The organism is Ferdinandcohnia sp. FSL W7-1320 (assembly GCF_038050315.1).
GTDB classification, from domain to species: domain Bacteria; phylum Bacillota; class Bacilli; order Bacillales; family Bacillaceae_L; genus Ferdinandcohnia; species Ferdinandcohnia aciditolerans.
Genome location: NZ_JBBPAM010000001.1, coordinates 3,681,385 through 3,694,137, shown reverse-complemented (window position 1 = coordinate 3,694,137; position 12,753 = coordinate 3,681,385). Strand labels below are relative to the sequence as shown.

General features: G+C 36.2%; 14 protein-coding genes and 1 pseudogene. 6 read left to right on the top strand and 9 right to left on the bottom strand.

The features are described from left to right. Positions 1–282 precede the first annotated feature (282 nt). The gene (locus tag NST91_RS18215) at positions 283–1,659 is read left to right on the top strand and encodes an FAD-binding oxidoreductase (RefSeq protein ID WP_341332262.1); all 1,377 of its coding nucleotides are present in this window, start codon (positions 283–285) and stop codon (positions 1,657–1,659) included. A 661-nt stretch (positions 1,660–2,320) separates the two neighbouring features. Here NST91_RS18215 and NST91_RS18210 read toward each other — a convergent pair. Continuing rightward, complete coding sequence (locus NST91_RS18210; protein WP_341332261.1) at positions 2,321–2,725, bottom strand: hypothetical protein; 405 nt, start codon at positions 2,723–2,725, stop codon at positions 2,321–2,323. A gap of 736 nt (positions 2,726–3,461) precedes the next feature. Here NST91_RS18210 and NST91_RS18205 point away from each other — a divergent pair. The 3 genes and pseudogenes from NST91_RS18205 to NST91_RS18200 all read left to right on the top strand — a co-directional run. Next, positions 3,462–3,845: a DUF421 domain-containing protein gene (locus tag NST91_RS18205; RefSeq protein ID WP_445724496.1), complete on the top strand. Its 384-nt coding sequence runs from the start codon at positions 3,462–3,464 to the stop codon at positions 3,843–3,845. Next, complete coding sequence (locus NST91_RS26325; protein WP_445724495.1) at positions 3,823–3,975, top strand: hypothetical protein; 153 nt, start codon at positions 3,823–3,825, stop codon at positions 3,973–3,975. The genes NST91_RS18205 and NST91_RS26325 overlap by 23 nt, the downstream gene beginning before the upstream one ends. Before the next feature lie 316 nt (positions 3,976–4,291). After that, positions 4,292–4,474: pseudogene (locus NST91_RS18200) on the top strand (Lin0512 family protein); the annotation flags it as partial. Positions 4,475–4,570: 96 nt separating this feature from the next. On the opposite strand, the gene NST91_RS18195 reads toward NST91_RS18200, so the two are convergent. From NST91_RS18195 to NST91_RS18160, 8 genes are all read right to left on the bottom strand, one after another. Then, entirely contained in the window at positions 4,571–5,431 is an 861-nt protein-coding gene (locus tag NST91_RS18195; protein ID WP_341332260.1) for a DUF421 domain-containing protein, read from the bottom strand. A 23-nt stretch (positions 5,432–5,454) separates the two neighbouring features. Beyond that, a complete protein-coding gene (locus tag NST91_RS18190; protein WP_341332259.1) occupies positions 5,455–5,661 on the bottom strand; it encodes a DUF1657 domain-containing protein in 207 nt (68 codons plus the stop codon). Between the two features lie 12 nt (positions 5,662–5,673). Then, a complete protein-coding gene (spoVAE, locus tag NST91_RS18185) occupies positions 5,674–6,024 on the bottom strand; it encodes a stage V sporulation protein AE (RefSeq protein ID WP_341332258.1) in 351 nt (116 codons plus the stop codon). After that, positions 6,021–7,040 (bottom strand): stage V sporulation protein AD, encoded by a 1,020-nt coding sequence (gene spoVAD, locus NST91_RS18180; protein WP_341332257.1) that lies wholly within the window; start codon positions 7,038–7,040, stop codon positions 6,021–6,023. Before spoVAD ends, spoVAE begins: the two co-directional genes overlap by 4 nt. Next, on the bottom strand, positions 7,040–7,519 hold the full coding sequence (gene spoVAC, locus NST91_RS18175) for a stage V sporulation protein AC (RefSeq protein ID WP_341332256.1): 480 nt from the start codon (positions 7,517–7,519) through the stop codon (positions 7,040–7,042). Before spoVAC ends, spoVAD begins: the two co-directional genes overlap by 1 nt. A 17-nt stretch (positions 7,520–7,536) precedes the next feature. Then, positions 7,537–7,998 (bottom strand): YhcN/YlaJ family sporulation lipoprotein, encoded by a 462-nt coding sequence (locus NST91_RS18170; protein WP_341332255.1) that lies wholly within the window; start codon positions 7,996–7,998, stop codon positions 7,537–7,539. 74 nt (positions 7,999–8,072) lie between these two features. After that, positions 8,073–8,279 carry a DUF1657 domain-containing protein gene (locus tag NST91_RS18165; protein WP_335704135.1) on the bottom strand — a complete coding sequence of 69 codons (207 nt, stop codon included), beginning with the start codon at positions 8,277–8,279 and terminating at the stop codon, positions 8,073–8,075. A 488-nt stretch (positions 8,280–8,767) separates the two neighbouring features. Then, positions 8,768–9,772 carry a DUF3231 family protein gene (locus tag NST91_RS18160; protein WP_341332254.1) on the bottom strand — a complete coding sequence of 335 codons (1,005 nt, stop codon included), beginning with the start codon at positions 9,770–9,772 and terminating at the stop codon, positions 8,768–8,770. Between the two features lie 1,325 nt (positions 9,773–11,097). Here NST91_RS18160 and NST91_RS18155 point away from each other — a divergent pair. Continuing rightward, the gene (locus NST91_RS18155; RefSeq protein WP_341332253.1) at positions 11,098–11,421 is read left to right on the top strand and encodes a hypothetical protein; all 324 of its coding nucleotides are present in this window, start codon (positions 11,098–11,100) and stop codon (positions 11,419–11,421) included. Positions 11,422–11,796: 375 nt separating this feature from the next. Further along, positions 11,797–12,753: an ATP-dependent DNA ligase gene (locus NST91_RS18150; protein WP_341332252.1), complete on the top strand. Its 957-nt coding sequence runs from the start codon at positions 11,797–11,799 to the stop codon at positions 12,751–12,753.

The following is a 12,753-nucleotide window of genomic DNA, read 5'->3' as shown; positions in this document are numbered from 1 at the left end:
AAATTAATAATAAATATTGGAAATATACAATTTACTTATTTAAATTACAGTTAAAAAATTGAGGGGCGGAACTTAAGATGCTTTTTTTATAAAGGGCATTGACATTACTAAATCTTCGTTAATTCCTGCCTTATAGAGCAAAATATCTTGATACAAAGTTATACTTATCTAATCCACGAAATAGTAATAATTATACACGGACCTTCTAGTTCACAAATTGCTCTTCATTCTCGTATGAAACTTGTATGATGGAAGAATCTTAATGAAATGGATGTGATAGGGATGAGTAAAAAAAAAGCGGATATTTTGAGACGGGGGAAAGGACCCGAATTGACTGGACGGATTGTTGTGCCAGGAGACCCTGAATATAATTCTGCCCGAATGGAGTTCAATACCTTTTTCAATAGGTTTCCATTGGTCATTGTCTTTGCTCAGGAAACACAGGATGTGGCCAATGCCGTGCGCTGGGCGCGATATTGGGACATTCCGATCCGCATACGCTCTGGCCGCCACAATTATGAGGGCTTGTCGGTTGTTGATGGTGGTATTGTGATTGATGTAAGCGACATGAAACGGGTGGAGGTAGACCGCAAGCGTGACATTGCAACGGTGCAGACTGGTCAACGGGACATTACCTTATTAAAGACGCTTGGGTCCGAGGGGTTGGTTGTGCCAGGCGGTCTCTGCCCCACTACGGGCATCGCTGGGTATACACTTGGTGGTGGTCAGAGCAGTCTCTCTCGTCCGTTGGGTCTGATGATTGACAACCTGCTTGAGCTGGAGATGGTCGATGCCAATGGCAACTTGCTACTCGCCAATGCAAATCACAACGCCGATCTATTCTGGGCCTTGCGCGGGGGTGGAGGTGGGAATTTCGGTATTTGTACTACCTTTCGCTTCCGTACGCACCGCATTGACACGGTTGCCTACGCTAACATCTCCTGGAACTTGAACGACCTAATTCCAGTTTTACGTACTTGGCAGAATTATACTACTCCTAACGCTGACGAGAGATTCACACCCCTTCTCACGATAGTTTCAGGGCAGGAGTCATTGCTGTTAGTGCAAGGAGTATTTCTAGGCTCGGCTGCAAAGCTACGCCAATTGCTACAGCCATTACTTCGAGCTGGCTCGCCACAGAAGGTGTTCATAGAAGAGATCCCTTGGCTAGAGGCAGTGGAACGGATAGCTAATACCCAGCCAGATTCAGAGCCATTCAAGAGTGTAGGCCCTTTCGTCAATCAACTGCTGCCAGACAAGGGTATCGACATGATCCAGCGTTTCATCAACAAGCCACTCACCTCCTCGGTCAGCAAGAGTGTCTTGTTACATGGACTGGGAGGTGCAGTTGCTAAGGTTCCGGGCAATGCAACGGCCTACTTCTATCGCAAGGCCTTATATAACATGTCAATCTGGTCCACATGGAGTACTCCAGAAGGGGCGGGTTCTGGCATCCGCTGGGTAGAGGACTTCCGAAGAGATATGCTTCCCTTTACCCAAGGAGTTTACGTTAATACACCTGATCTCTCAATTAAGAACTGGTCTGAGGCCTACTACGGCAGTAACTTCAAACGGTTGACCCAGGTGAAGGCAAAATACGATCCAGAGAACATCTTCAATTTTCCTCAGAGCATACCGCCAGCCCAAGGATGGTTGTAGAAAAATAGTGTTTTTTTAACTTAAACCTTTCCCTTAAAGGAAACCTATCTGTAAAATAGGAATTAAATTTAGGGGAAATCCTTAAATATCAAGGGTAATAGTTTGTAAAGCTTAAGTGTAGAATGTTGCAAAGAATTTGGCTTAAACTATCTTTACATGAAGGGCGGGCAATGATAGCCTTGTTTAGGTGCGCCGGCTATTGGTACTACTGTTTTTCCTGGCTATGTAGTCATGCCCGCGGAGGCTCTATGTCAAATTTTTAAGTCTTTGCTCCCCGTTGCATGACTCTGCATTTTTCAAATGTACAAAACAGGTTTAGAAGTTTCTAGAATTGGTTTTATTGCGTGGCTTGGAAATGGAAGTAATGTATTAGCTGAAGAATCCAATAAAAAGCTCACTTTTCATCTAAATAAATTGCAATAACTACAAGTCGCTTGGGATGTAGTGAGGGGCTCCCCGTTCCAGAACTTAATGTAAACGGTCAAAACCGGAATCAGGTATGGTAATATCCAAATGCTTTTGGAAGATTAAGGTGTTAAAAAATAAAGATTCGCTTTCACCAACGATTATCGTCGGGACTAACACCCACCCGAAACAAATGAAAGATTTACTAAAAATAAGGTCTCTCTTTTTCCAACCGATCGGTAAAAAATCACGAAAATCAATAATTTTTATTTATAAATTTATTTGTCCTTTTTTCCTTTTCTATGTTCCTCACGTCAGTTACCTCATCTATGACATTGAGCGCTTTAACTCTAATTCTTGCACTGTCGATCAATGTATCTACTACTATAAGAAAAAGTTCATACTCAATATTGTTTTCGAAACATTTATTAATAACATTATGGAAATCATCCCTTAAAAAGGGATATCTTTCCTCATTATTACAAATCCACTCTCCATCTGTATATAATTCATTAAAAATCATATTTGATAAATGACGTTTAGTTAATTTAATATCTTCTTCGGTATCGTAGGCTCCCTGGTTATTGTGTACATAACAAATTATGCTATATAGTCTTTTTAGATTATCGTCTTCATCTAATATCAAATGTTTTAATTCCAACCATAAAACCTCCCTAATATATCACTATATTTTCCTAAGGAATTAAAAATCATATAATAATTTTGTTACAATTAATGATGTTTTCAATTTATAGTATTTTTAAAAATTCTTATTAACTATCAAAAATAGAGTTCGATAATAGCCAACTTTATACACAACACTAATTGTCTAATACGCGGATGAGATTTGACGCAAAGAAATATAAAATAAAACGAGGAATATTAAAAACACAATTATACTACTTGTTCAACTTATATGAATAAATGCCAGTTTTTATTCTGGGAAATTGCAAGAATGGGGTATTTATATATACTTTTTTTCGATGTTTTTAATTTTATACTGTGGTTAATCAGACTAGGAAATTTTTTTAATAATATTTGTAATCTTCATAAATATATTATGTGATGTAAGCGGCTTTACATAGCTACTATTTTTATCATTTCTATTTATAAATTCAAAGACATTGTGAATATGAAGTTATTTCTAGTGACATATTATTTTATGTATAAACAGGAGGAATCTCCAATATATACAAGCAAAATCAATGTAAAGTTTAAGGTGTGTAGGATATGCTCGGATTTATTGGAACATTGATATTTTTATTATTGCTTACCATTATTGTCATACGGTTTATAGGCAAGTCAGCATTGGCTCAGTTCACCCCCCACGACTTAACCATTATTTTTTTATTATCTTACTAGCTGTGAAACCCATCGAGGTAAAGGGAATTGGACAAGTGTTGACCGGGATTGGAATTGTCATTCTTATACATATTGTCTTATCAAAGCTTAACCTCTACAGAACCCTTAATCGTTTTGTTATCGGAGAACCCACGATTTTGATTAAACATGGAAAGTTAATTAAATCGAATCTCGAAAAGAGTCATCTTTCTTTACGAGAATTATTGTCGAGTATTAGAAATAAAGGATACTCAGATATCATTGATATTCAATATGCAATTCTTGAACCGAATGGTGATATTAGTGTGTTGGGGAAAGAAGACAGCATGCCAGTAACACCCAAAATGTTAAATCAAAATGTTGAATACAAAGGACTACCCATTGCTGTTGTTATAGGGGAAAATCCAGTATCAAAATTTGAATTTGATACAAAAGGATGAACAATGGTCAAGGGGGGAACTTAAAGCCGTAGGATACTCAAGTTTGAAAGATATTTTTTATGCTACAGATAGAGATACGGATCATTCTCTAACCGTTGATAATGGGAAGGGAAATCTTGGAGATATATAAATTTATAATAATGCTTAAGTTGTAATAATTGCCTTGAAATTTAACCCCCAGTAATTTTTTCACCATTAGGCTTTCGAAAACTCGACAGCCTATTTTTTGTTTCTTTTCGAGGCGGCAATGTTAAATAACATCTGCCTGTGGCTAAGAGTAAAGGGAAATAGACCCATCCTAGAAGAAGTTCACATTAATATCCTTACGACTTCCTTAAATACTTTTCTCAATAATCGTTCACTTTGCGGGTTATTAATTGTCCAATCTTTGGTACACTGCCAGATTCAGTAAGGTTCTTTGATTTAACCTGATTAGGTACTAACTAGTTCCCTGTGATAAAGAAAAACTTGATATTGATGCTATTAAAGCGTCTATACCATTCGGAAAAGTCTTTGTAGAGGTTATGGACAGAGGAATGCTTACCACGAGCGGAATCGACCTTGAGGAAAAAGGCGACCAAAATGATTTAATTTATATTGTTGTCGCATCGCTCGAAGTTGGGTATTGATGGACAGTCCTCGTCACAAGTTAACTATCAAATTCATTATTCTTTGAGATCATTTGTAAAAAAATGGTGGGACGCAGTACCTGTCCCCGCGTCCCTTTAATTGCTTAAAAATGGAGTCACTTTTTTTAGTGCTTCCTTGAGTTTTTCGCTATTTTTTTGATATATTTCTTTTGCGGATTGGGAATTTGTCTGTAGGGCAAATAATTCTAAGTCCGCCTGACATTTTTTTATTGTGGCAAGTAGTAATGGTTTTTCCTGTGGAGAAGGCAACTTAATCTTATCATCAAATAAATCGACTGTTAGCTGTCCGTATGTATCCACTTGTCCGATAAACACATTTTCAATACTGACACCTATTTTATCGAGTTCCGTTTCTAGCCATTCCAGGCTATTTCCTGATGATGACAATGGTTCATGCATAATTTCTCCGTCCATAATAACTGTTTGTGATTCTTTAATCGGTGCTACAGCCATATTGAGTACTTTCGCGGTGATTGGTTGATTCTCCTTTTTTAATAAAACACTTAAGGTTCCTGTTGTCTCTAATATTGCGAACTCAACATCTGCTACCTGAAATACATTTTTATCTCGTAGTTTTGCTAATAATTCATCAACCGTATATTTTTCTTTCTTTAAGTTATCCTCCATTACCTTTCCGTCTTGAATAAAGACGGTTCCTTTTCCTTCCGCAAAGTCTCTTACTGTTTTACTCTTTAATGAAATGATACCCACGATAAATGGAACCGCAAACCAGACACCCATGCCTATTAATCCATGAGCTATTTTTTTATCCAATCCCGTAGCGACCTCAGCGGCAATACTACCTATTGTAATTCCATTAATATATTCAAAAAAGGATAGCTGAGAAATTTGCTTCTTCCCCAGCCATTTGGTTAATAAAAATAAAACCAAAAGCAATGCTAGTGATCGTGTTGCAATACCTAACCAATCTGGCATGTGATTAACTCCTTACAATTGATTTAAAATCCTTTATACTGATATTCCTCTCGCTCAATTTCACTGACTCGATGTTTTAAATCATTTTTTATTTCATCCATGATCATCATGGTTTCATGAAAGGTTTGTTTCGCTAGCGTGTCTTGCGTGCGTAATGCCAAGCTGGATAAACTTGCTTCAATACTTTTTATACTGGAAAGACATTGTTTCACTTGGGAGCCGACTGTCACTTTACATTCTCCTTATCCTTTTGGTTTAAATAATAATGCACCAATCATGCCAAAAATAATCGCAGCTGATATTCCAGCACTTGTGACTTCAAACATTCCGGTTACCACACCAACCAACCCATGCTTTTCCGCTTCTGCCATCGCACCATGTACAAGGGAATTGCCGAAACTAGTAATTGGAACGGTTGCTCCGGCACCTGCAAAGTCGATGAACGGTTCGTATAAACCGAATGCGTCCAAAAGTGCTCCAAGTACTACAAATGTACATAATGTATGAGCAGGTGTTAGCTTAAATACATCAAACATGATTTGCCCAATCACACAAATGAGCCCACCTATGACAAAAGCCCAAAAGAAAATCATACCTGCTCTTCACCTCCATTTTCGATTGATACCGCATGTGCAATACAGGGAATCGATTCTTTTTGCTGAAACGATAGGGGAGAAAGCAGTGCACCCGTGGCAACGACCAGGACCCGATTTAGTTCCCCTTTTTTCATCCGATTTAAAATATGTCCGTACACGACTGAAGCAGAACACCCTGCACCACTAGCGCCCGCAAGGACAGGCTGCCCCTCGCGATAAATGAGTAGACCACAATCCTGATAATTTTCTTCCTTAATGGGAGTACCATGTTTTTTGAATAAATCAAGGGATACCTCCCGACCGATATGACCAAGATCCCCTGTTACAATCAAATCATAATAAGAGGGATCGACGTTTCGTTCTTTTAAATGAGCCTCAATTGTGTCAACAGCTGCCGGAGCCATTGCGCCACCCATATTAAATGGATCAGTCAGTCCCATATCTACAATTCTGCCAATGGTGGCTGATGTTACTTGTGGTCCTTTGCCCATAGGACTAACTAAGGCGACACCTGTACCGGTTACCGTCCATTGAGCAGTTGGAGGTTTTTGACCACCATACTCGGTTGGATAGCGAAATTGCTTTTCAACGGCTGCATTATGACTAGATGCACCAGTTAAAATATATTTTGCACCATTATAATTTACTAAAAAGGCGGAAAGGGCTAATCCTTCCATCGAAGTTGAGCAAGCCCCAAATAGACCAAGATAAGGGCTACCTAATGTTCTGGTTGCAAAGCTTGTAGGCGTGATTTGGTTGATTAAATCGCCGCCAAGGAAAAACTGAATCTGATCCTTTTGCAGATTCGCTTTTTCCATCGCCTTTTGACAAGCTTCCTCTAGCATAACTTGATGTGCCTTTTCAAATGAATCTTGATTTAACCAAATCTCCCCATGAATTAGGTCGAAATCCCGCGCAAGGTTACCTTTCCCTTCAAATGGTCCGACAACTGTTCCTGTAGAAATAATCACAGGTTTTTTATCGAATATCCATGTTCGATGACCGGTCAGCATTACAGTCCCCCCCACGTGATTAAAATGGTTTTAATGGTGGCGATCACAAAGGCCGAAAAAACGCCAAAAAGAATAACTGAACCTGCAAGTTTAAACATATTACCACCAACACCTAAAACAAACCCCTCTGTCCGATGTTCAATCGCTGCGGAGATAACAGCATTTCCAAACCCTGTAACTGGAACGGCGGAACCGGCACCTCCAAATTGTGCAATCCTGTCGTAAACCCCAAATCCGGTAAATAACATGGAAATGAAAATTAAGGTAGCAACTGTAGGATTTCCAGCTGTTTGGTCTGTAAAATCGAAAAAATATATGTAAAAGGTCTGAATCGCCTGTCCAATCAAGCATATGATGCCACCCGTTAAAAAGGCTTTCATACAATTTTTAAATACGGGTCTTTTTGTCTCCCGTTGATCTTGAAAGGCTTGATATTCTTGTTGAACTGGGGTTAATTTTTTCTTTTTTTTATTTGACATAGGCTACCCTCACTAACTTATGCTTCCTCTTTCATTAGACTTTTAATATTCCCTAATTCTTTTTTCAGCTCTTTTTCCCCAGTCTTCCCCTTCTCGAGCTTTCTCTCCAAAATATCTAATTCTAGAAACATTTTTTGATCGGTTGATACTTGAACCTTGTAGTCTGGATATTCCTTTGTTAACTCCTCTTTCACACTCTTTTCAATCGCCTTCAGCTGAAATCTATCCATTTGGGGGACCATAATCGCAATTAGGAGTTCTTTATTCGTATTAACTCCACGAACACCGGTGACGTCATCCCTTTTGATTACTAGCTCCTTAGCTTGATTTGCCGTTGTTTGATTGATCGATTTTTTTGCATTTATATTGGTAATCGATGTGCTTTGATTTTTGACAGAATCCATATTTTCCTTGCACCCGGTTATGAACGCAAATACGATTAATAGAAAAATACCAAATCGAAAAAAGGATTTCTTCATATTTACCAACCCCATCCCAGTAGCATTCCAATTCGAGAAAAGGTTGGTTTCAAAAACCAACCTTTATGTAAAACCTATTCTTGTTGATATTGCGGTTCTTCAGAATCTAGTTCTTGCAGACGTGGGTTAAGACTATCCACGATCATTTGAGTTTGTTGTGCAGCGGTTTGATACATTTGTTTTGCTTGTTGATTTTGAGTTTGAAGTGAAAATTGTTCAAGGCTAGCTTGTGCACTTTTCAAACCCGCGATCGTTTGTTTGACCTGACTTTTAACTGTCATGACTTTACCTCCACATATTCTGATTTTTCCTAAACAACCATAGGATAAGTAAAAGGGATTCAATTTATCAAAACCAATTTCTTACAAAACATCACTACCCCTATGGAAATATTAGTAAAAGGACTTTTACTTAAAATAAAAAAAGGGGGAATAATGATGGGCAGATTATGGTTTTCGGTAAAAAATTATTGCAAACTCGTGAGGTATGTAAATGACGATGATAATTATAAAGGTAAATAATTATCAAAAAAAATGAATAAACGCCAATCCCCAGAATTTAGGGTTTGGCGTTGTTGGTTATTTCATGTAGTTGGGATTGTAAAGAAACGTGTAATTTACCTCCCATCAAATTAGTAGCAATAATATTGAGTTGGCACATGAAAAAGGCGTAACATTGATTGTCTAATCGTACTACCTCCGAACATACCCTTTCAGTTTCAGCCACATACAAATGCTCCATTAACTTTCTTACAACTTTTCATTATGATTTAAGGTTTATAAAATTCGTTTCTATCAATCGGTTGTGGAGGCTTCTCCATCCATCCTCGACCAACCAACATTTTTAGCCCCTCATGACCGTACCTCATTATCTCGGCTATATAAAGGGCAAAATGAGAAGATAAATCCTTTCTCATTGTGATAGACAAAGCATATCCGAGTGTAGAAATACCAACTTGATTTGTAGAACCCATAAAAAACATGATTAATCGATCAGAAAAAGGAGAGATTGTCGAATTTGTTACTTCCATAGTCGAAGGTATGCCGATAAAATTATCATTTACTTTCAATAGCTTATTACTTGTGTCTATTTGTTTTTCAGCTAATTTTTTTCCTTTTAATAAAAATTCCTTTATTTCCTTATCTTTTGTTACTTGTATTAAACCCATTAAAAAGACTAAGCCTATGGTATTTCTTTCAATTTCAGAAAAAAGTTCTCCTAGTTCTAAAGAATTTAAAGGTCTTCGATCACCAAGCCAGGTAGATATTAACGAAGGATTGTGATTAACAAACTCAACACTCGTTGGATATTCCATTTTAGGAGGTCTATCGTATAATCCTTTTGAAAGCATAAGACTTAATGACTTCTTATATAATTTAGATTCATTAGATAAACACTCCTCTATAAAATTGACAACATCTTTTCGGGCTACTTTAGTTAGTGCAGTCGCATAGAATGGAACTATTACTTGTCCACCACGATATAAAAAACTGAGTGCGAAAAGGTCCGTGTATAGAGCAGGTGCTGATAAATCAACATCTTTATCTGAAAATCCTTGAGGTATAGGAATGCTTTCTTCTTTAAAAATGAATTTAACTTTTCCAGCAACTGTTTCAACCAATGTTAAAACTTCCTCAATAATTGATTTTATTTCGGCATCTTGTAGATGCTGAAGAAAATGCATGTAAAAACATCGTAGTGCTGTGTTTTCGGTATATATCGTCCAGAGAGTTCCGATTTCAGCTGTGGTTAGTTTAATATTACTTTTATCCATCTTTTATCCCCTTTTAGATTTATTATTAGACTGTGTATCAAAAGGAATTTTATACTTAAACTGATGGCTACAAAGTAAAGTAACTTCGACTATGTTTTTCTTTCATGGAACTTGTTTACTCAGGCTACAATCAATATTTAGACAACAAATCTAATGTGTATCTGCTTAACAAATGAAAAGTGGGTAAAGAACGAATCATTAATATCCTTATCACATGTCTAATTATCAACCTGCTCCGCATTATGTCGTGCAATTTCCGCAATTACCCCGGGTTCTGAGATATGGGCGGAGCATTCAACAAAATAACCTTTTAACCTTAACTGAAACCACAAAAATATTAAATGTCAATCAACCTATTTTGAAATATGGATTAAAGGAGCCGAAGGAGGTGAAAGCAAATACATAAAAGCATGCATTTCAAGAAGTTGTGGTCATTACCATTTACTGGGGATGGGGAAAGGTATGGATCAGCAAAACACCATTTTACTATTGTATCTGCGGAAATTAATGAACCTTTTTGGTGGTTCTTGTAAATTTATAAAACTAAAATTGAACAAATGTGTATGTGTATAAAAACGACCTGGAAATAGGTTAGCAACAATCAGTGATATTCGAGTCGTATTTAGTTAAGTCACGGAATTATTTGCGCTAAATCGTGCAGTGACACAAAAAGTCATGAAAAATGATTTTTTGTGTCAGCTTTTTGTTTGACTTGGAGATGCATCTTGGGACCTGGCAGCTATCAGATCGGTATATGCTAGGAATATATTTCGTACTCCCTAAGGGGTCAATTTTATTTTTAAATTGCTTTATGTATTTATTAAAATTTATTTACCTGGCTCTTTTTTCTCTTTGTAGGTTTTCAATATACATTAAATCTACACTTTTATCTTTTATACAGCGTTGAAAAAGGCATACTGATTCAGATCTCCATAAACAGTTTTGGCACTTGCTAGGACTTATTTTTAGGTTATATTTTCTTATAAACTTCATTTTTTACCCCTCCAGCACTAGCTTTTTTGTTTTCTTTTTAGGAACTTTCCATTTTCTATTTTAATTTCCCTCAATTCCCGGAAATTATGAAAAATATAAAGTTAACATTGGTCGTATTGTAAAAGATACTTATTTGAAGCTAGAGCGAACAGATCAAATCGACACTGTTTCATTACCCACCTGTTTCTATCACCTACTGTTGTAGGGGATTTTAATGTTCGTGAAATAGAATATCCGACGAATGTCGTTAAATAATACCATCAATATTTTATCTATTCTTTCACACAATAATGTTGTTTCTTAAAAATTTTGTGTGATAAGGAGGGATTTGCGTGAACTATCTTCAAATACTTTCTTCGTTAATAAGAGAAGGGAGAAGTAAAAATTTTCTTAAATTATTTAGTAAAAATCAAAACAATAATTGGTTGATTATTCTTTTTTTAGTTGGAATAAGCATTATTGGAATATTTGGAAGCCGAAATACCAAATTAAGAGTGCAAATGCAAAATGGTTATAAAAATGTTCGGGACACTTTACAAAATGCAGTTCAGAACACCAGAAATCCTTTTCAAAAAAACAATTTTAAATTAGCAAATGTAGAATTTGGTGAAGAAATTAAACCAAATATAACAAAAACAGTTAGTCAAAAAAATTAAATAGTTATTACAAGAACCGGTATTTCTTGCAGTTAAATAATTATACCGAAAATTAATTCACTCTCTTCAAAATAAAGTGCATATTACAACCTATCCCAAGTAATTTTTTCACCATTAGGCTTTCAAAAATAATAGAAAGCCTATTTTTTTTACCCGGCATGGACAATAACTTTGTGGTGAAAGTCAGCCTATAGGCTTAGCGTTATGACTGTTAGCTAAAAGTTTTTAGTAATTGCTAAAAAGCTAGAGGCAATTACTAAAGATAAAGATCCTTTAAAAGTCCCTTTTTCCGCACTAGGTAAGCCACTAATTCTTCCGATATATTTTATATAATTGATAATACTATTAACAAGTTCTTAAACGAGGAGGCTGAATATGAATATAAAACCAATTGTGCCCTTTGAGCCCACCAGTAGTATTGATATTCCACAAGGTTCTAATTGGATTGGCCAAATTAAATGGGATGGTGTCAGGGTTCTTACATATTTTGATGGTAAAACTGTTTGTTTATATAATCGAAAACTTAATGAAAGAACAAAGCATTTTCCTGAGATTACTAATGCAAAATCGTATTGTAATGCTAGAAGTGTCATTTTGGATGGAGAGGTAATTTCATTGGATATAAAGGGAAACGCTTCTTTTCGTGAAGTAATGAAGAGAGATGGAATTAGGAAGATGGATCGTGTTAAACAGGTAATGAAAGATGTACCGATTTACTACATGATATTTGACGTGATTTTTCTTAATGGTGAATGGATTAATCAATATCCATTAAAAGACAGAGTAAATATACTTTCAAATATTATAGAACCAACAGAAAATATACATATAGTACCCTCTGTAGAAGATAGTAAAACTCTTTATAAAGTAATTGAAGAACATAATATGGAAGGGATTGTTGTTAAGAATCTTGATAGCAAGTATATAATCGGCGGAAAAGATTCAAACTGGCGAAAGATAAAAAGTTTTAAGGACTTGATTGCAGTTGTTGGAGGAGTCACCTTTCGAGACGGTATAGTTAACTCTCTTTTGTTAGGATTATATAACCATGAAAAACGATTTATTTACATTGGGCATGCAGGAACAGGAAAGCTTTCTAGTTCTGACTGGAAAGATATCACTACTATAACAAATAAAATATCAACTAATGAATCCCCCTTTTTCAATAGACCAGAAAGAATTAAAAATACCCAATGGGTAGAACCCCTTCTAACAGTTAAAATACAGTATATTGAATGGCCTGAGGGAAGACATATAAGGCAACCAAGTATACAAGCATTTGTAGATATTTCTCCACAAGATTGCAATTTCAATCAAATAGAAGGTAGTTAG